Annotated in this window: 19 protein-coding genes; 7 read left to right on the forward strand and 12 right to left on the reverse strand. The window is 73.1% G+C overall.

Translation table 11 applies throughout. The features are described 5' to 3' along the window. Window positions 1–13 precede the first annotated feature (13 nt). On the forward strand, window positions 14–763 hold the full coding sequence (locus tag NE234_RS12785) for an HAD family hydrolase (protein ID WP_252779169.1): 750 nt from the start codon (window positions 14–16) through the stop codon (window positions 761–763). Here the strand turns inward: NE234_RS12785 and NE234_RS12790 are convergent, their stop codons facing one another. Beyond that, window positions 764–1141: a MerR family transcriptional regulator gene (locus NE234_RS12790; RefSeq protein WP_252779170.1), complete on the reverse strand. Its 378-nt coding sequence runs from the start codon at window positions 1139–1141 to the stop codon at window positions 764–766. A 118-nt stretch (window positions 1142–1259) separates the two neighbouring features. Here NE234_RS12790 and NE234_RS12795 point away from each other — a divergent pair, with 118 nt between their 5' ends. Both NE234_RS12795 and NE234_RS12800 read left to right on the forward strand, forming a co-directional pair. Further along, on the forward strand, window positions 1260–2333 hold the full coding sequence (locus NE234_RS12795; RefSeq protein ID WP_252779171.1) for an alkene reductase: 1074 nt from the start codon (window positions 1260–1262) through the stop codon (window positions 2331–2333). 74 nt (window positions 2334–2407) lie between these two features. Further along, on the forward strand, window positions 2408–4360 hold the full coding sequence (locus NE234_RS12800; protein WP_252779172.1) for a potassium transporter Kup: 1953 nt from the start codon (window positions 2408–2410) through the stop codon (window positions 4358–4360). Between the two features lie 5 nt (window positions 4361–4365). On the opposite strand, the gene NE234_RS12805 is transcribed toward NE234_RS12800, so the two are convergent. The 5 genes from NE234_RS12805 to NE234_RS12825 form a co-directional block, all read right to left on the reverse strand. Next, a complete protein-coding gene (locus NE234_RS12805) occupies window positions 4366–5532 on the reverse strand; it encodes an ARPP-2 domain-containing protein (protein ID WP_252779173.1) in 1167 nt (388 codons plus the stop codon). A 65-nt stretch (window positions 5533–5597) separates the two neighbouring features. Then, window positions 5598–7028, reverse strand: coding sequence for a hypothetical protein (locus tag NE234_RS12810; RefSeq protein ID WP_252779174.1), 1431 nt, complete (start codon window positions 7026–7028; stop codon window positions 5598–5600). A gap of 182 nt (window positions 7029–7210) precedes the next feature. Further along, complete coding sequence (locus NE234_RS12815; RefSeq protein ID WP_252779175.1) at window positions 7211–7921, reverse strand: RraA family protein; 711 nt, start codon at window positions 7919–7921, stop codon at window positions 7211–7213. A 37-nt stretch (window positions 7922–7958) separates the two neighbouring features. Further along, window positions 7959–8597 (reverse strand): maleylpyruvate isomerase N-terminal domain-containing protein, encoded by a 639-nt coding sequence (locus tag NE234_RS12820; protein ID WP_252779176.1) that lies wholly within the window; start codon window positions 8595–8597, stop codon window positions 7959–7961. 75 nt (window positions 8598–8672) lie between these two features. Continuing rightward, window positions 8673–9371, reverse strand: coding sequence for an anthrone oxygenase family protein (locus tag NE234_RS12825; RefSeq protein WP_252779177.1), 699 nt, complete (start codon window positions 9369–9371; stop codon window positions 8673–8675). An 80-nt stretch (window positions 9372–9451) separates the two neighbouring features. On the opposite strand from NE234_RS12825, the gene NE234_RS12830 reads away from it, so the two are divergent. After that, window positions 9452–10435: an AraC family transcriptional regulator gene (locus NE234_RS12830; RefSeq protein ID WP_252779178.1), complete on the forward strand. Its 984-nt coding sequence runs from the start codon at window positions 9452–9454 to the stop codon at window positions 10433–10435. A 27-nt stretch (window positions 10436–10462) separates the two neighbouring features. On the opposite strand, the gene NE234_RS45295 is transcribed toward NE234_RS12830, so the two are convergent. Then, window positions 10463–11740 (reverse strand): PucR family transcriptional regulator, encoded by a 1278-nt coding sequence (locus NE234_RS45295; RefSeq protein WP_252779179.1) that lies wholly within the window; start codon window positions 11738–11740, stop codon window positions 10463–10465. A 156-nt stretch (window positions 11741–11896) separates the two neighbouring features. Here NE234_RS45295 and NE234_RS12840 point away from each other — a divergent pair, with 156 nt between their 5' ends. Next, a complete protein-coding gene (locus NE234_RS12840; RefSeq protein ID WP_252779180.1) occupies window positions 11897–13225 on the forward strand; it encodes a serine hydroxymethyltransferase in 1329 nt (442 codons plus the stop codon). A 127-nt stretch (window positions 13226–13352) separates the two neighbouring features. Then, entirely contained in the window at window positions 13353–14078 is a 726-nt protein-coding gene (locus NE234_RS12845; RefSeq protein WP_252779181.1) for a CHAP domain-containing protein, read from the forward strand. 49 nt (window positions 14079–14127) lie between these two features. On the opposite strand, the gene NE234_RS12850 is transcribed toward NE234_RS12845, so the two are convergent. After that, a complete protein-coding gene (locus tag NE234_RS12850) occupies window positions 14128–14484 on the reverse strand; it encodes an arsenate reductase family protein (RefSeq protein WP_252779182.1) in 357 nt (118 codons plus the stop codon). 91 nt (window positions 14485–14575) lie between these two features. Further along, on the reverse strand, window positions 14576–14746 hold the full coding sequence (locus tag NE234_RS12855; protein ID WP_252779183.1) for a hypothetical protein: 171 nt from the start codon (window positions 14744–14746) through the stop codon (window positions 14576–14578). 427 nt (window positions 14747–15173) lie between these two features. On the opposite strand from NE234_RS12855, the gene NE234_RS12860 reads away from it, so the two are divergent. Beyond that, on the forward strand, window positions 15174–15434 hold the full coding sequence (locus NE234_RS12860) for an FAD-dependent oxidoreductase (RefSeq protein WP_252779184.1): 261 nt from the start codon (window positions 15174–15176) through the stop codon (window positions 15432–15434). Window positions 15435–15468: 34 nt separating this feature from the next. On the opposite strand, the gene NE234_RS12865 is transcribed toward NE234_RS12860, so the two are convergent. From NE234_RS12865 to NE234_RS12875, 3 genes are all read right to left on the reverse strand, one after another. Continuing rightward, complete coding sequence (locus NE234_RS12865) at window positions 15469–16161, reverse strand: TetR/AcrR family transcriptional regulator (protein WP_252779185.1); 693 nt, start codon at window positions 16159–16161, stop codon at window positions 15469–15471. A 31-nt stretch (window positions 16162–16192) separates the two neighbouring features. Continuing rightward, window positions 16193–16717, reverse strand: a complete 525-nt coding sequence (locus tag NE234_RS12870) for a response regulator (protein ID WP_308206881.1) — start codon at window positions 16715–16717, stop codon at window positions 16193–16195. Between the two features lie 248 nt (window positions 16718–16965). Then, the gene (locus NE234_RS12875; protein WP_252779186.1) at window positions 16966–17550 is read right to left on the reverse strand and encodes a snapalysin family zinc-dependent metalloprotease; all 585 of its coding nucleotides are present in this window, start codon (window positions 17548–17550) and stop codon (window positions 16966–16968) included. Between the last annotated feature and the right edge of the window lie 141 nt (window positions 17551–17691).

Below are 17691 nucleotides of genomic sequence, written 5' to 3' on the forward strand. Positions count from 1 at the left end.
CTAGGATGCCCGGGTGGGGTCGATCCGGGCGGTGTTCTTCGACCTCGACGCGACGCTCATCGACTACGACCGGGCGGCGTGGCACGCGACCGTACGCCGGGTGTGCGCGGCGCTGACGGCCGATGCGGCGGAGCTCAACGGCGATCGGCTGTTCGACGCGTACACCGGTGCCTACGCCGGCCACCTGGGAGGGACCGAGGGGACGATCGCGCGCTCGCCGAGTGGATCCCCTGAGGCCCGCGCCATCTGGGGAGAACTCTGGCGGCGCGCCCTCTCGGCGTGCGGGTGCGAGAGCGAGAGCATCGCCGAACGCGCGCTCGACCTCTACGTGCGCGACCGTAAGGGCGGTTACCGGCTGTTCGACGACGTCCTGGAGGTCCTCGGCGCCCTCCGGGGGCGCGTCGACGCCCTGGCCGTCGTCACCAACGGCCCCGCCGACGCCCAGCGGGACAAGCTGACGGCGACGGGGCTCGACCGTCACTTCGACGAGATCGTCGTGTCCGCCGAGGTCGGCGTCGCGAAGCCGGATCGGGCGATCTTCGACCTGGCCCTTTGCCGGTTGGGCGTCGGGCCGGAGTCGGTGTGGCACGTCGGCGACAGCCTCGCCACCGATGTCCTCGGCGCCCGGAACGCCCGGTTGGGCGCCGGTGTCTGGCTCAATCGGGCCGGTGCGGCGCGCCGGCCCGGGGACCCGGCTCCCCGCCATGAGATCACGTCGCTGCGCGCGTTGCCGGGGCTGATCGATCAGCCGGTGCCGGAGTGATCAGCGGGCCGCCGGCGTGCGCAGCGTTTCGCGGTGCGCTCGTGCGATGGCCACCAGGTTGTCGAGCGCGTCCCGCGCGCGGATGAGCTCGGTGATGTGCTCGGACAGCCGGTCACGCTCCTGGGCCATCCGCTCCAGCGCGGCGTCGGAGTGCTCCTCGCTCGGCGCGTCGACGCAGGGCAGCACCTCGGCGATGGTGCGGCTGGACAGGCCCGCGGTGTACATGCGCTGGATGAACCCCACCCGCTCGACGTCGTCCTCCGTGTAGTGCCGTTGCCCGCTGGCGCTGCGGACGCTGGTGAGCAGGCCCTGCTCCTCGTAGTAGCGCAGGGACCGGACACTGACGCCGGTCCGTGCGGCGAGTTCCCCGATGCGCATGTCGTCGTCCCTCCCCGGTTGTGACTCGCGCCACAACGCTTGCCTCTGACGTCAATGTCAGGTTTTAGCGTATCGCCGTGCCCGAGATCCGGGCACGGCGGAGCGGAGGAGTCCTGAGATGACGACCCTTTTCAGCAGCTACCGGCTCGGTGACCTGACGCTGCCGAACCGGCTCGTGATGGCGCCGATGACGCGGGTCCGGGCCGCCGCCGGCGGCCTGGCGACACCGTCGATGGCCACGTACTACGCCCAGCGGGCGACCGCCGGGCTGATCATCAGCGAGGGCGTGCAGCCCAGCCTGATCGGCCAGTCCAACCCCGGCACGCCGGGCCTGCACACCGATGAGCAGGTCGCCTCCTGGCGGCCCGTGACCGACGCCGTGCACGCCAACGGTGGGCGGATCTTCGCCCAGATCATGCACGGCGGCCGGGTCTCGCACTCCGACACCACCGGCCTGCGGCCGGTCGGGCCCTCGGCCGTCCCCGCCGTCGGCGACGTGTTCACCCCGACCGGGCCGAAGCCCGCGCCCATGCCACGCGCCCTGGAGACCGCCGAGGTGCCCGAGCACGCCCGGTCGTACGCCGAGGCCGCCCGCCGGGCCGTCGAGGCCGGGTTCGACGGCGTGGAGCTGCACGGCGCCAACGGCTACCTGATCTCCCAGTTCCTCTCGTCCAACGCGAACCTGCGCACGGACCGTTACGGAGGCTCGGTCGCGAACCGGATCCGGTTCGCCGTCGAGGCGGTGGCCGCGACCGTCGAGGCCGTCGGCGCGGCCAGGACCGGTATCCGGCTCTCCCCGGGTGGGACGTTCTGGGGCGTCGAGGAGACCGACGTTCCCGAGCTCTACAGCGCGCTGCTGACCGAGCTGGCCCGTCTGGACCTCGCGTACGTCCACCTGGAGGCCACCGCCGAGGAAGAGGTGCTGGTCGCACTGCGCCGTGCCTGGCCGGGAACCCTGATCATGAACCCGGTCCTTCCGATGGGGCCGAAGCAGACGAGCCGGGAGGACGCCGACCACTGGCTCGGGCTCGGGGCCGAGCTGATCAGTTTCGGGCGCGCGTTCCTCGCCAACCCCGACCTGGTCGAGCGCCTGCGCATCGGGCTACCGATCGCCCCCGTCGACGAGGCCACGTACTACCAGGGCGGCGACGCGGGGTATCTGACCTACTCGGCGTACCAGCACACGGCCTGACGCCGTCTGAGGTCAGGGGCGCATCCCGGACCCGGCTGCGTGTGGCCGGATCGCCGTCAGGTAGGTATTGCCTCATGGCCGATTCTGCGGTGCGGGACACCGCGTCCACGTCCGGGCCGGGCTCGTCCGAGCACCGGTCCGGGCTCCTGGCGCTGATGCTGGGTGCCCTCGGCGTCGTCTACGGCGACATCGGCACCAGCCCGCTGTACTCCCTCCAGACGGTGTTCCGCATCGACAACGGGGCCGTCCGCCCGACGAGCGGCGACGTCTACGGCGTGATCTCCATGGTGTTCTGGTCGGTCACGCTGATCGTGTCGGTGAAGTACGTGATCTTCATCCTGCGCGCCGACAACGAGGGAGAGGGCGGCGTGATGGCGCTCGCCGCCCTGGTGCGGCGGGTGCTCGGCGGCGTGCGCGGCAAGGCCGTGGTGGCGATGGCCCTCGGCGTGTTCGGCGCCTCGCTGTTCTACGGCGACAGCGTGATCACACCGGCGATCTCGGTGCTGTCGGCGGTGGAGGGCCTGAAGGTCTCCAGCCCCGCCGTGTCCCACCTGGTCCTGCCGATCGCGGCGACGATCCTGACCCTGCTGTTCGTCGCGCAACGGTGGGGCACACACCGCGTCGGCAGCCTGTTCGGGCCGGTCATGGTGCTCTGGTTCGCGGCGATCGCCGTCGCGGGGGTCGGGGAGGTGGTCCGGAAGCCGGGCATCCTGCTCGGGCTCTCGCCGACCTACGCCGGCGCCTTCGTGCTGCGGCACCCGTACGTCGCCTTCATCGCGATGGGCGCGGTGGTTCTGGCGATCACCGGTGCCGAGGCGCTGTACGCCGACATGGGGCACTTCGGCCGGAAGCCGATCCGGCGCGCCTGGTTCGGCGTGGTGTTCCCGGCGCTCACGCTGAACTACCTGGGCCAGGGCGCGCTGATCCTGCGCGACCCCAAGAGCGTCGCCAACCCGTTCTTCCTGCTGCTCCCGGGCTGGGCACGGCTGCCCATGGTGATCCTCGCGACCGCGGCGACGGTGATCGCCTCCCAGGCCGTGATCACCGGGGCGTTCTCGGTCTCGCGCCAGGCCGTACGGCTCGGATTCCTGCCGTACCTGCGGATCCGGCACACCTCGCCGCGCGAGATCGGGCAGGTGTACGTGCCCGCGGTCAACTGGATCCTGTTCATCGGCGTGCTCGCGCTGATGTTCGGTTTCAAGTCGTCCGAGCACCTGGCGACGGCGTACGGCGTGGCGGTCACCGGGACACTGATCATCACGACGATCCTCTTCCTGGTCATCGCGCGGGCGGAGTGGCGGTGGCCGATGTGGCGGCTCGTGCTGATCGGCGTCGCGATCGGCGGCGCCGAGATCACCTACTTCGCGGCCAACCTGACGAAGGTCACGCACGGCGGCTGGCTGCCCCTGCTGATCGCGGTCTCCGTGTTCACCGTCATGAAGACGTGGGAACGGGGACGCGAGATCGTCACCGCTCGCCGGGTCGACAAGGAGGGCGCGCTGCCCGAACTCGTGCGGAAGCTCCGCACGACCAAGGTGCCGCGCGTGCCCGGCACCGCGGTGTTCCCGCACCCGGGCAAGGAGACGACGCCCCTGGCGCTGCGGGCGAACCTGGACCACAACCACGTCGTGCACGAGCACGTCGTGATCGTCTCGGTGACGTACGACACCATCCCCCATGTCCCGCGCGAACAGCGGATCAGCGTGGACGACCTGGGCTACCGGGACGACGGGATCGTGCACCTCACCGTTAAGTACGGCTTCCAGGACGACCAGGACATCCCCAGCGCCCTGCGGCTCGCCGCGTCCCAGGCGGCCCCCCGGGACGCCGAACTCCTCGACATCGACCCCGACCAGGCCTCGTACTTCCTGTCGCGCGGCACGCTGCGCCTCACGCATGAGCCGGGCATGAGCCGGTGGCGCAAGCGGCTGTTCCTCACCCTGGCCAAAAACGCGGCGAGCCCCGCCGAGTACTTCCGTCTCCCGGAGGACCGCACCGTCGTCATGGGCACCCAGGTCGAGCTTTAGGGCCTCTAGCGTTCGCGCTCTGCCGCGTCCCGGCGGGTCCGGGCGCGGTAGTGGTCGCGGACGTCCTGGCGGAGGAGGTAGCCGAACCCGGCCGCCTCGATCCGCCGGACGAGCTCGGGCTCGGTGACGCCCATGGCGGCCGCCGTCGTTGAAAGGCTCCAGTCGCCGGCGGCGAGCCGGGTGAGCAGGTGACCGCGCCGGACCTGGTTCTCCGACAGCCGGAACGTCTTGAGGTACGCGAGCCGCCCGGCGTCGTCGTCGATGAGCTCACCGAGGTGGTTCTCCCGATGCCGCTCGAAGGACGGCATCAGCCGGGACAGGCGGTACGGCCCGACCTCCTGGACGTACTCGCGGGTGTAGTCGCCGTCCAGCAGCCCGCCCGCCATGACGTCGTCGTGAAAGGCGGCCCACTCGTCCCGCTGCGCCCGTGCGGCGGCCCGCAGGTCGCCGAGCGAACGCACGGCCGTGTCGTCGACGCGGGCGCCGAAGGCGGGCACCGGGCCGCCCAGCATGGCGTAGTGGTAGATCAGTTCGCCGTACAGGTCGTGGATCAGCGTCGGGTGAAGTGCGCGGTAGTCGGCGGGATGCGGCACCACGAACGCGGCGGCGAGCGCGTCCGCGGCGTAGACGAGGACGCCGCACTGGCCCGGGTGGATTTCGAACACCCGCAGGGCGTCGGCCAGGCCCCGGACCGCGCCGCCCGTGTACGCCTCCTCCGCGCGTGGCGACAGGCCACGGCGGATCGCCTCCCGTGACCACTCCTTCCAGGCGAACGTGGGACCACCGAAGTGCAGCGCCAGGTAGCCCTCCAGCGCCACGTGCAGGGGGAGGAAGCGCAGCCGGTTCTTGTCGAGCCGCCGTGCCATCCGGCGGTGGAAGCGCAGCGGCATCCGCCTGGGCGCGCGGTCGCGGTCGGCGGCGTCGCGCAGCTGGGTGCCGTACGCCGCGGCCGGCGCGCCGTCGTCCGCCCACGTCGCCACATAACCGTGCGGGATGTAGGAGCAGTAGACCGTCCGCGGGTCCACCGCGACCACCCCGGCGTCGGCGTCGTAGAGCCGGGCGTCCAGCCGCAGGTCCTCGATCGGCTCTTCCCGGATCAGCGGCACGAGCCGCACCCCGCCCCACACCTGCGACGGGCGGCTCGTGAGGCCGTTCAGCGTCACCTTGGTCATGGGACCTCCTTCGCCGGCCCCATGACCAAGGGGCCGTGCCGATCGATTTCCCTCGCTTCGCTCGGTCATGGGCCCTCCCGCAGGAAGTCCTCGACGCGCCGTGCCAGGTGGGCGCGCAGCTCCGGCAGTCCCGTGCGTCCCTCCGCGAACTGCGCGAGTTCGACCAGTGCGACCAGGTTCTCGGCGTCCCGGACGCCGGCGGTCGGGACGGTCGGCGCGAGGCGCCGCACGTCGAAGTCGGCGGCGTCGTACACCGGGTTGAGGTGGACGATGGCACAGGCGCGGGACGGGTCGAGCCGGGTGCGCCAGATCCGCAGCACCTCACCGGCCAGACCCGGCGGCGCGTTGTCCCAACCGTCGGAGACGATGACGAGGCGATCGGTCCCGAGCTCCAGCGCGTCGAGGATCCGCTCGCCGAGCGGCGTCGGCCCGTACGGCCGGACCGACAGTGCGTCGGCGCGGCCGGACAGCCACAGTGGCGTGTACTCCGCGGCCAGCGCCTCCAGCAGGAAGTGACAGGCCAGCGCGACGGCGAGCGGCCGGCGGCGCTTCTGACCCGAGCCGTACGCCGAGAAGCTGTCGTCGAGCACCGCGGCCACGGTCCCCCAGCGGCCCGCCTCCTCGCCCGCCGCACGGCGGGCCGCCGTGCGCAGCGCCGCCGTGAGCTCGTCGCGGCGGTTCCGCCGGTCCTCCAGAGAGAGGCCGAGCACGTACGACGCCAGCCGGGTCAGCGGCATCGTTCCCAGGTCGGCCCGTACGGCCTCGGCCCCCAGACCGCGCGCGGACTCCTGCAGGCGCAGCCGTTCGAGGCGGGTGAGCCGGGGCGCGACACGCTGCAGGAACGCGCCACGCGGGACGCCGTGCCGGGCCGCGAACCCCTCCGCCACGGTGTACGGCAGGTCGTACATCGCGGCCTGCTCGTAGTGGGCGCGCCGCCAGGTCTCCAGGATCGGCGTGCGGTACGCGGCCGGCCGGTGCGGGGTGAACAGGAAGGGGCCCAGCTCGCCGGCGGGCGCCAGGTGCGCGTGCCGGACCGCGTCCTTGACCGCCGCGCGGTACTTCACCGCGTCGAACGCCGGGTCGGGGCGGGCCGCCAGCCAGTCCCGCATGATCGCCCGCGTCCGCCGGTTGTTGACCCGGGCACGGCGCAACCGCCGGAACAGGCCGTACACGCGCTGCGGAGGCAGCAGGGCGAGCCGCCGGGCGATCAGCCGGCCCTCGGCGCGGCGCTGTTCGGCGCTCGCCTCGGCCGCGGTGACCAGGAGATTCCGCGCGATGAGCACCGCGTTGTGGTCGTTGACGTCCAGGGCCAGCGTCGCGGCGTACAGATCGCGGTAGTTGCCGAGCACGTACTCGTGCAGGAAGTCCAGCGAGAGGCTCTGCTCATCGGCACCGGAGTGGAACTCGCGCTGGCCCGTCGACGTGATCGCCGCGTTGACGAACAACAGGACGTCCTCCGCGGCGATCAAGTCCGCGCTGGTCTCGGCACGCGCCACGGTCCGCACCTTCCGGGGGGAGGGAGGGGAGCGCCGGTCGGGGAGTGGGGGCACGAGCTGCGAATCGTCGCTTCATAGGCGGGTTCCGGAAGTCGCACCGCAGTCCCGCGACCGGCTCCGGAACCGTAACATCGCCACCGGGCCCGCCTCATCCCGATTCCCCCGGGGCGACGGGCGCTCGTTCACTCCTCGATGGCGCCGCCCACGGAGCGCAGGTGCTCGCGGAACGTCAGCGACGGCGTCTCGCCGCGCGCGGTGAGGTAGGCGGCGAAGCCCACCTGCTCGCGCAGGGAGACGCCCGCGCGGATCCGCTCGGCCTGCGCCCGCTCGGTGTCGCGGATGCGCTCGGCGATCGTCAGGAGGCGCTCGGCCTCGGCGGCCGGGACGAACAGCACGCCGTCGTCGTCGCCGAGCACGAGGTCCTCGGTGCTCACCGTCTGGTCGCCCACGGTGGCCGACGCGAGCGCGTCCACCGGACGGTCGCGGAGGCTGAGCGGGCCGGTGGAGATCGCCCCCAGGCTGAAGACCGGCAGCCCGATCGCCCGGATGTCGGCGGTGTCGCGGTGCAGGCCCCAGATCACGATGCCCGTCAGCCCGGCCGCCGCGGCCTCCAGGACGACCAGGTCGCCGACGCACGCCTCGTCGAGACGCCCGTCGTTGTCGACCACCAGCACCTCGCCGGGCGCCGCGCCCTCGAACGCCTCCAGGAAGATGTCCACGCTGCCGAGATGCCGGGCGGGGCGCGCGCGGCCCAGCAGGCGGGTGCCGGGCTCCACGGCGCTCATCGCGGCGGGGGCGCAGCGCACGGGCAGGCCGGCGCGGATGCACGCGTCCGCCACGTGTGCGGTGGTCAGCGTCTCGAAGCGCCGCCGGAGTTCCTTGTCGTCGTCCATCCGTGGTTCCTCTCTGGTCTGGCTCGGTGCCCGGCCGTCAGAACGCCGCGATCGAGGCCGGGGCCCGCTCGGCGCGGCTCAGGGCGCGCAGCACGCCGGTCGGGCCGTGCCGGCGCACGGCCAGGCGGGTCAGCAGGTCGACCACCGTCTCGACGGCGCTCTCCGGGAGCGCCGGCGCCGGGACCCCCACGCTGACCGCGAGGTCGTCGGAGTGGACGGCCAGCTCCATCATCCGGCTGATCAGCATGTCGTCCAGCGTCAGCGACCACGGCCCCCAGAACGGGATCCGCACCGGCCGGTCCGGCGCGGACGCGAGGTCGCCGGTCAACGTCTCGACGACGGCGTCCACCTCCGCCGCCAGCGCCTCCGGTCCGCCGGCCGCGGCCTCCTCGCCGCCCCGCCGGATGCGGACGTTGATGTCGGCGTCGGGGCCGGCGTCGATCCAGTCCACGCGGGCGTAGTGCTCCAGCAGGGGGATCGTCGGCTCGTGCGGGACCGGCTGTGCCAGGATCCGCGGGATGGCGAGGACCTGGTAGGCGAGGTGACCGGCGAGACCGCTCACCCGGAACTCCGGGAGCGCGCTCGGCCCGTTCCACCGGGCGGCCACCGCCGGGTCGCGCAGCAGGCCCGCCGCCGAACGGGCCACGGCCAGGAAGTCGTGCGCCGTACCGGTCAACTCCCACTCCTCGCAGCGTCGCAGGAGGCGGCGAGACGCCCGCCGGCCGGCCGTCCGCTCGCCGCGCACAGCCTCTCACAGCCGGCGGCCTCCGGGCGGCGCCCAGGACGTCGCGTACCCCGCCTTTCGCGCCACGTCCCCTGCCGCGGCCGGGAACCGGCCTGCGGAGGCCACGTCACCCGTCACGGGCCGGGACCGGCTCGTGAAGGCCGCGTCCTCCGTCGCGGCCGAGGGCAGGCCGGCGGCGCGCGGGCCGTCGCGGCGCGCGTCGTCGCGGTGCGCGCCGTACACGACCAGGGCCCAGACGAGGCAGGCGAAGGCGGCGAGGTTCGCGACCGCGCGCACGACGTTCCAGGTGACCCACCGGGCCTCGAACCGCTGCCGTACGGCGGCGAGGTCGGCGATGTGCCGGGGGTCGCCGGCCCTGGCGAGCCGGTCGTTCAGCGGGACGTTCACCCCGCTGGTGATGAGGAACATCAGCAGGTAGAAGGCCAGGGCGGCGACGATCCAGGGGAGGGCCTGCCGTCCGTGCCCACGCCAGGCCAGCAGGGCCGCGCCGATGAGGAGGATCAGCGAGCCGACGAAGCAGGACATGAACCAGCCGTTGAGGATCGCCTTGTTGACGTTCTGCATCACCTCGACGAACGAGCGGTCGGAGCTGTCCCGCAGCCCGGGCATGACCGCGTACGCGAACGCGGCGAACAGCCCGGCCATGAGCCCGGTGGTGACGGTCGCCGCCATGAGGAGGACGGTCTGGAGGCTCTTCTGTGTCATGGCTCGATTCAACGACCCGAAAGTGAGACTGCCCATGGCCGAAGCTCTCTGATTCATGCGTGTTCGTCTACAGTCGCGGCATGGACATCGTGGCCGGCCTCCTGAACGGGCCCCGGGCGCAGGGGGCCTTCCTGCTCCGCTCCTCCCTCACACCGCCCTGGTCGCTGCGCGTGCGGGACGAGGCGCCGCTCACGCTCGTGGCGACCGTGCGCGGCACGGCCTGGGTGATCCCCGAGAGCGGCGGGGCGACCGAGCTGGGCCCCGGTGACGTCGCGATCCTGCGCGGCCCCGACCCGTACACCTTCGCCGACGACCCGGCCACGGCCCCGCAGGCGGTCATCCATCCCGGCCAGCGCTGCACCACCCCGGACGGCGGCGAGCTGTCGGACCTGGGGGAGCTCGGCGTCCGCACCTGGGGGAACGCCGCCGAGGGCGTCACGGTGCTGGTCACCGGCACCTACCAAGTGCTGAGCGAGATCTGCCGTCCGCTGCTGGACGCGCTGCCCCCGCTGATCGTCCTGCGGCACGACGCGTGGGACGGCCCGCTCGTGCCCCTGCTCGCCGCGGAGGTCGTCAAGGAGGAGCCCGGCCAGGACGCCGTCCTGGACCGGCTCCTCGACCTGCTGCTGGTCGCCGCCCTGCGCACGTGGTTCTCCCGGCCCGAGGCCGATCCGCCGCGGTGGTACCGCGCCCAGAGCGACCCGGTCGTCGGCGCGGCCCTGCGACTCCTGCACGACGCCCCGGAGCGCCCGTGGACGGTGGCGGGGCTGGCCGCCGCCACCAAGGTCTCTCGGGCGGCCCTGGCCCGCCGGTTCACCGCACTCGTCGGCGAGTCCCCGATGGCCTACCTGACCGCCTGGCGTCTCGCGCTCGCCGCCGACCTGCTGCGCGACCCCGGCCTCAGCATCGGCCAGGTCGCGGGGCGGGTCGGATACGGCAGCCCGTTCGCGCTGAGCGCCGCGTTCAAGCGGGTCCGCGGTGTCAGCCCCCGCGAGCACCGCGCCGCCGTGGCCCGCGACCAGCGGCCCGTGGCGCCGACCGGCCCCTGGTGCCGCCCCGCCTGACCGGCCGCCGGGGCGCGGCCCCAGGGGTCAGGTGAGCGTCCGCCGGGCGAGGCGGCGGCTCTTCAGCGCGAGGTGCAGGTCCAGCCGTACGAGGCCGTCCCCGAGGTCGGCGCCGAGGAGGTCGGCGATCCGGCCCAGCCGGTAGTACAGGCTCGTCCGGTGCAGGCGCAGCCGGGCGGCCGTGCGCTGGGCGTCGCCGCCCAGGTCGAGGTAGGTCTCCAGGGTCCGCGTCAGCGTGTCGCCCGAGGCCCCGGCCCGGTCGAGCGGCGCCAGCGCGTCCTCGGCGTCCGCCGGCGGCATCCGCAGCAGGGCGCGGTACGGCCCGAGCTCGGACCAGGACAGGGGCTCGGGCAGCGCGGGGTCCAGCACGGTGAGCTCGGCCGCGGCGAGCGCCTGGGCGTGCGCGGCGCGCGCCGTACCGGCGGCGAAGGGAACCGGCTCACTGGCGCCCACGGCGAACCGCGTCCCGTCCGGCGGGGCCCCGCCGCCGACCGCGAGCCGCGTTCCGTCCCGCGGGGACTCACCGGCGACCGGGAGCCGTGTCCCGTCCGGAGAGGGCCCGCCGCCCACGGCCTCGGCGACCCGATGGATCGCGTCCGCGGCCGGAGGGCGGTCCGCCGGATGCCGGAGCAGTACCACCGCGTGCGTGGCGCCGACGAACGACCCGACGTAGGCGGGGTGCGGGCGCAGCGCGCGGGACATCCCGGCGATGAGACGCCGGAAGTCCGCGGAGGTGAGCGCGGCGACGCTCTCGTTCTCCGGCCGGTACGGCACGGCGGCGCACACCTGGATCCGCGCGCCGACCAGCGCCGGGACGGCCGCCGCCAGCCGGTCCCGTACGTCGGTGCCGGAGTCCTCGCCGACCAGCCGCCGGACGAGGCCGTCCACGCCGCCGTCGGCGGGGGCGCCCGGGGTGAGGGCGCCGGCGAGGTCATGGGCGCAGCGGAGCGCCTCGGTGATCGCGGGGTCGTCCAGCGGCCCGTCCGACTCCAGGACCCACAGGTACCCGAGGCAGCGGCGGTCCCCGCGGATGGGAACGCAGAGCCGTGGTGCCATCCCCAGCGCGGGGTTGGCGGGGACACGGACCGGTCCGGTCGCCTCGGCGATGCCGTGCCGGTTCTGCCAGTCCTGGATCGCGGGGGCGACCTGCCGGGTCAGGATCGCGGCGATGCGCGCGGCGTCGGCACCGGCCTCGTGCGCACTGTAGGCGACGAGCCGGCCCTCCGGGTCGTCGACGGACACGCCGTGCCCGATGCGGGCGGCCAGCGCGTCCAGCCTCGCCTGGATCCCGCCGCTCGCCTCCACCGGACCTCCCGCCGCTCGTCTTCCGACAAGTGTAGGAACGACCGTGCGCAGGTCAGGGCGTTCATCCGATGCGCCGCGCGGCCGCCGCGATCTACCGTCGCCGCGTACGGGCCGCTCGCGTGGCCGCCGTCCCGCAGTTCACCAGGAGATCGCCCGATGGCACGTTCCCTCGCCTCCCGCCCCTGGGTCCCGGCACCGAGCGAAGAGCGCGTGCGGGAGGTATCGGAGTCGGTCGCGAGCCGGCCCGTCCCCGCCGTGCTGGCCGCCCTCGACGGGCTCGTCGCCGAGAACCACCGCATCCACGACGTCGAATCGATCAATCTCAATCCCGCCACCAACGTCATGAACCCGCGGGCCGAGGCGATGCTGGCGGCCGGGCTCGGCTCACGGGCCTCGCTGGGCTACCCGGGGGACAAGTACGAGACGGGCCTGGAGGCCATCGAGCAGATCGAGATCATCGCCGCCGAGCTCGCGGCCGAGGTGTTCGGCGCGCGGTACGCCGAGGTCCGGGTCGGCTCGGGCGCGCTGGCCAACCTCTACGCCTTCATGGCGACCTGCCGTCCCGGCGACACGATCATCGCGCCGCCGGCCGACATCGGCGGCCACGTCACCCACCACGGTCCGGGCGCGGCGGGGCTGTACGGGCTCACCACCGTGCCGGCGCCCGTGGCCGCCGACGGCTACACGGTGGACGTCGCCGTGCTGCGCGCGCTGGCCGAGGAGACGCGCCCGGCGCTGATCACGATCGGCGGCAGCCTGAACCTGTTCCCGCACCCCGTCGCCGCCATCCGGGAGGTCGCGGACTCCGTCGGCGCGCGCCTGCTCTTCGACGCCGCTCACCTCTGCGGCATGGTCGCCGGGCGGGTGTGGCCCCAGCCCCTCGCCGAGGGGGCGCACCTGATCACCATGAGCACGTACAAGAGTTTGGGCGGCCCGGCGGGCGGCCTGATCGTCACCGACGACCCCGAGCTCGCCGAGCGCCTCGACGCGATCGCCTATCCCGGGCTGACCGCGAACTTCGACGCCGGGCGGACCGCCGCGCTGGCCGTGACCATGCTCGACTGGAAGGCTGCCGGACGGGCGTACGCCGAGACGATGGCCGCGGCCGCCGCCCGCCTCGCCGGGGAGCTCACGGCCCTGGGCGTGCCGGTCTTCGCCGCCGACCGGGGCGCGACCCGGTCGCACCAGTTCGCGGTCCTCGCCCACCGGTACGGCGGCGGGCAGCGGGCCGCGCGCCGGCTGCGCCGGGCGAACCTCCTGGCCTGCGGTATCGGCCTGCCGACGGCGCCCGTCGACGGGGACGTGAACGGTCTGCGCGTCGGCACTCCCGAGATCGTGCGGCTCGGCATGACGGAGGCGGACATGCCGGTGCTGGCGTCGTTCATCGCGCGTGGCCTCGACCCGGACACCGAGCCGGAGACGGTCGCGGCCGAGGTGACCGCGTGGCGCGCCGGGTTCTCCGGCGTCCACTTCACCGCCGGCTGAGCCCCGATCCCCTGCGGGGGCATCAGGTTGCCAGCCGAGGGCCGTTAATTTGTCACATTCGCCGATTCCAGCGTGTCAGTTGATCACTTACGTTCTGATCGGATCTTCCGTCAGAAAGGGGTCGGGCATGGCGTGGATCAGGAGAGGCGGGCTGACGGTCGCGGCGACCGTGGCCGGGGTCATGCTGGTGGGCGTGTCGGCCGCGAGTGCGGCGACCGGCACGGTCAACACCAGCGGTGTCGCCCTCACCGTGCGCTCCGGTGCGGGCACCGGCTACACGGCGACCGGCAGCGTGGCGGACGGGACCAGCGTCACCATCACGTGCCAGACGCGCGGGACGACGGTCACCGGCACGTACGGCACCAGCAGCGTCTGGGACAAGATCACCAGCCCGGCCGGCTACGTCGCGGACGCCTACGTCTACACCGGTTCGGACGGCACCGTCGCACCGCCCTGCATCCAGACGGTCACCGACGACTACCCCTACAAGTCCGACTCGTCGAGCGAAGCGGACCCGTGGAACTTCTACAAGCGCGAGTGCGTCTCGTTCGCCGCGTGGCGGGTCCGTCAGCGGCTCGGCGTGGACTTCACCAACTCCTACGGGGGCGTCCACTGGGGCAACGCCATCAACTGGGACAACGCCGCCTCGGCCGCCGGGGTCAGGGTCGACCACACCGCCAAGGTCGGGGCCGTCGCGCAGTGGAACACCGGCACGTACGGGCACGTCGCCTACGTCGCCCGGGTCAACAGCGACGGAACGATCCTGGTCGAGGAGTACAACTACCTCAGCGCGCACAACTACGACACCCGGACGATCAGCGCGAGCAGTGTCGGGAACTACATCCACTTCTGACCCGGATCCTTTGTGGGCCCCTCCCCGGTGGTGCGGGCCCACGGAGGGGTCAGTCCAGGACCGACCTGACGGACTCGGGAGTGCGGCCGATCACCGCCGTGCCGTCGTCGGCGGTGATGATCGGCCGCTGGATCAGGATCGGGTGCGCGACCAGGGCGTCGAGCCACCGGTCGCGGGCGGCGGGCTCCCGCTCCCAGGACGCCAGGTCCAGCTCGCGGGCGACGGCCTCACCGGTACGGGCGATGTCCCACGGTTCGAGGCCGAGCCGGCCCAGGACCTCTTCGAGCTCCTGCCGCGTGGGAGGCTCATCCAGGTAGCGCCGCACCGTGTAGTCCGCCCCCTCGGCGTCCAGAAGCGAGATCGCCGACCTGCACTTCGAACAGCGTGGGTTGATCCAGATCTCCATGGCGGGGCGGTCCTCCCGTGGCATCGCGTTACGGCATCAGCGCGACCCTAGCCGACGTCTCCGCCGGTCGCCGGGTGTCCGGCGGGTCAGGTCAGGCCGACGCGGCGTCGGCGCTCTCGGTCCGCGTCTCCGGCCGGTCGGCCTCGGGTACGGGCCGGTCGCCCTCGTCGACGAGTACCCGCTCCAGCTTGGCCAGTCCCAGGACCAGGAGCAGGGCCGCGATCGGAATGCTCACAGGTGCCACCAGTGCCGTGATCAGCATCCGGCACGCCTCCTCCGTGCCGAGACATGTCCGCACCATTTGCCGTGCCCCGCCGAGAAGGTGAGGTTCGTCTGACCTGCGTAGATATCTGGTCAGATGCGCAAAGCTTGCGGCCGAGCGAGGCGTCGTCCCGGATCGCGCCCATGCCGGAGGCGGCTTCGCCCAGGCGCTCGGCCCGGGAAGGGGCTTCCTGGCGCACCGCGAGCCCGAGGGGGGCCTGCACGTATACATCGCGCTGCGGACCCCGGCCGGCACCCTCGCGGCGATCGACTTCTCCGACGTCGAAGCCGCCAAGGCGGCCCTGCTGGACCACTTCGCCGGCTGGGACGAGAGGCTGCGGGCGCTGATCGCCGACGCCGACGGGGCGCTGGTCCCGCGACCGCTGTACACCCTGCCGGTCGGTCATCGCTGGGAGCGTGTTCCCGGCGTGACCCTGCTCGGCGACGCCGCGCACCTGATGCCGCCGTTCGCCGGCGAAGGCGCGAACATCGCCCTGCTCGACGGCGCCGAGCTCGGCGAGGCCCTGGCCGCGTATCCCGGCGACACCGAGGCCGCGCTGGCCGCCTACGAGCGGTCGATGTTCCCGCGCGCCGAGACCGCCGCCGCCGGATCGGTGGCGAGCCTCGACCTGTCCTTCCGCCCGGACGCCCCGCACGGCGTGCTCGACCTGTTCGCCGGGGCGCGCTGACCCGCCGCCGCGAACCTCCTGCGGGGGGACTCGATCAGGGCCGGGGAGTCTGCGCGATCCCGTTGATCAACGTGCGGAATCCCCAGGACACTCGGGTCTCGGGCGCACCGGCGAGCAGGTCGTCGGCGACGGCGGCGAGATGGGGGCGGGCGGTGGGTGAGGCGCCGCGCACGGCGTCGCGCAGGGCGGCCCAGTCCTCCTCGGACTCGGCGACGTCGCCTCCGGCGCGCGGCGCGTGCTCGGCAGCGGTCGCCGTGGCGTACTGCAGGAGCAGGTCCACGCCCCACGCCGCCTGGCCGGACGGAACGCCGCCCTCGTCGAGGAGGGCGAGCAGCGCCTCGGTGAGGTTCAGATAGTGCTCTCCGTGAGGTCGGGCCACCAGCGCGGCCTGGGCCAGGCCGGGATGCTCGAACAGCACGGTCAGGTAGGAGGTGAGCACCGCCTCAAGGCGCTCACGCCAGTCGCCCGCGGCGTTGACCGGCCCGAGATCCACGGCTCGGAGGAGCCGGTCGAGGATCGCGGCGTGCAACTCCGCGGTGTCGCGGACGTAGACGTACAGCGACGCCGGCCCGGTGTCGAGGTCCTGGGCCAGGCGCCGCATCGTGACGCGCCGCAGGCCCTCGGCCTGGAGGATCTCCACCGCGGCGGCGACGATGCCGTCCCGGGTCAGGGCCGGCTTGGCCGGCCGTTCCCGGCGGCTGCGCGGTGCCGTGGATCGACCTGTCATGCGCCAACGGTAGCGAACATGTTCGGCCGGCTCAGGCGGCCGCCGACGGGTCCGGCAGGCGCGCGGTCCGGGTGAAGAAGCTGTTGATCTGCTGAACGGTGCTGGTGAAGCCGTCGAGGTCGACGGGTTTGGTGACGTACGCGTTGGCGTGCAGGAGGTAGGTCGCGGCGACGTCGTCGGAGCTGGCGGACGTCGTGAAGATGACCACCGGGATCGACCGCAGCTCCGTGTCGGTCTTGATCTGCTCCAGCACCGCGCGTCCGCTGTACTTCGGGAGGTTCAGATCGAGCAGGACGAGATCCGGCCGGGACGCGCCGGTGTGCTCACCCCGTCGGTGCAGGAAGTCGAGCGCCTCCTGACCGTCCTCGACGATCGCCAGCCGGGGCGGCGGGCCGTCGTCGGAGTCGCAGAACGCCTCCTGGATCAGCATCTGGTCGCCCGGGTCGTCCTCGACGACGAGGATGTTCACGGACTGGCGGGACACTCCGCTTCCGGCTGCCCGTCCTGCGGGGCCCGGGGCGGCCGGGGCCTGCTCGTCGTCCTGGCGGGTGAACACGGTGCGGAGTTCCTCGATTCGAGGTCGGGGTGCGGGATGGCGGAACGGGCGGCTCGGGTCGGCGCTGCGATGACCACGGCCGGCTCCCCTCCGGGAGGCGAGCGCCGTTCAGCCGACGACCTCTGACGTCGTTTACCGAAGAGTATTTCATGAAGCGCGATGACCCTGACAGGGGTGGCGGGTGCTCCGGACGTCCCGGAGCACCCGCCACCTCGACCACGATGACCGCCGCACGGGCGGTCAGGCGGTCACGGGGCGTCCGTCACGGTCCCGTCCGCGTAGGGCTGCGCCGCGGTGACCGCCGAGCCGCCGTAGTTCGCCTCGACGGCGGCGCGCTCCGAGACGTTCGGCGTGGCGTTGGTGCACGAGACGCCACCCGTCGAACCCGACATGAGGGACGAGCACGGGCCGGGCTTCGCGTCCGGAAGCCCGAGGATGTGGCCGAGCTCATGAGCGGCGATGCGCGTCGTGTCGTACCCCTCGTCGACCGCCTCGCGGCCGAAGTAGACCGTGCCGCGCCCGCCGGGCCGTACCGGACCGAGCGTCGACTGCGGCCATCCGTCGAAGGCGATGACCCGGATCTGAGCGGTCGTGCCGGAGGTGGCCTCGACCAGCCGGACGTTGTGGACGTTGGAGTTCCACACCTGCGCGCCGGCGACCACGGCGCTCTTGAACTCCGCGGCCTGGCTGTCGTCGTAGTAGAGGGTGGTCGTGGCCAGGGCGGCGCGCTGGGGAGCGGTCGCGGCCGACGCGCCGGCGGCGGGGGTCGCGGCGACGGAGAGGGCGAGCGTGCCGGCACCGATAAGGGCAGGGGCGAGGATACGGAACGGCATGGCGGGGCCTTCCTCTGGCGGGACGTCTCTGTCCCGGATCAGGTCGGCCTGATCTTAAGTCCGGAGGATCGGCGCAACAAGGCTTGTCAGAGCCGGAAAACTAAATAGTCTTAACTCCTATCTCGGCGGATATCCGGCTGT

Source organism: Actinoallomurus rhizosphaericola (assembly GCF_024055675.1).
GTDB lineage: Bacteria > Actinomycetota > Actinomycetes > Streptosporangiales > Streptosporangiaceae > Actinoallomurus > Actinoallomurus soli.

What these genes read in the sequence shown, in the direction of transcription:
- NE234_RS12790 (WP_252779170.1), bottom strand. Translation starts at nt 1,141, where the DNA reads ATGCGCATCGGGGAACTCGCCGCACGGACCGGCGTCAGTGTCCGGTCC.
- NE234_RS12795 (WP_252779171.1), top strand. Translation starts at nt 1,260, where the DNA reads ATGACGACCCTTTTCAGCAGCTACCGGCTCGGTGACCTGACGCTGCCG.
- NE234_RS12800 (WP_252779172.1), top strand. Translation starts at nt 2,408, where the DNA reads ATGGCCGATTCTGCGGTGCGGGACACCGCGTCCACGTCCGGGCCGGGC.
- NE234_RS12805 (WP_252779173.1), bottom strand. Translation starts at nt 5,532, where the DNA reads ATGACCAAGGTGACGCTGAACGGCCTCACGAGCCGCCCGTCGCAGGTG.
- NE234_RS12815 (WP_252779175.1), bottom strand. Translation starts at nt 7,921, where the DNA reads ATGGACGACGACAAGGAACTCCGGCGGCGCTTCGAGACGCTGACCACC.
- NE234_RS12825 (WP_252779177.1), bottom strand. Translation starts at nt 9,371, where the DNA reads ATGACACAGAAGAGCCTCCAGACCGTCCTCCTCATGGCGGCGACCGTC.
- NE234_RS12830 (WP_252779178.1), top strand. Translation starts at nt 9,452, where the DNA reads ATGGACATCGTGGCCGGCCTCCTGAACGGGCCCCGGGCGCAGGGGGCC.
- NE234_RS12840 (WP_252779180.1), top strand. Translation starts at nt 11,897, where the DNA reads ATGGCACGTTCCCTCGCCTCCCGCCCCTGGGTCCCGGCACCGAGCGAA.
- NE234_RS12845 (WP_252779181.1), top strand. Translation starts at nt 13,353, where the DNA reads ATGGCGTGGATCAGGAGAGGCGGGCTGACGGTCGCGGCGACCGTGGCC.
- NE234_RS12850 (WP_252779182.1), bottom strand. Translation starts at nt 14,484, where the DNA reads ATGGAGATCTGGATCAACCCACGCTGTTCGAAGTGCAGGTCGGCGATC.
- NE234_RS12855 (WP_252779183.1), bottom strand. Translation starts at nt 14,746, where the DNA reads ATGCTGATCACGGCACTGGTGGCACCTGTGAGCATTCCGATCGCGGCC.
- NE234_RS12865 (WP_252779185.1), bottom strand. Translation starts at nt 16,161, where the DNA reads ATGACAGGTCGATCCACGGCACCGCGCAGCCGCCGGGAACGGCCGGCC.
- NE234_RS12875 (WP_252779186.1), bottom strand. Translation starts at nt 17,550, where the DNA reads ATGCCGTTCCGTATCCTCGCCCCTGCCCTTATCGGTGCCGGCACGCTC.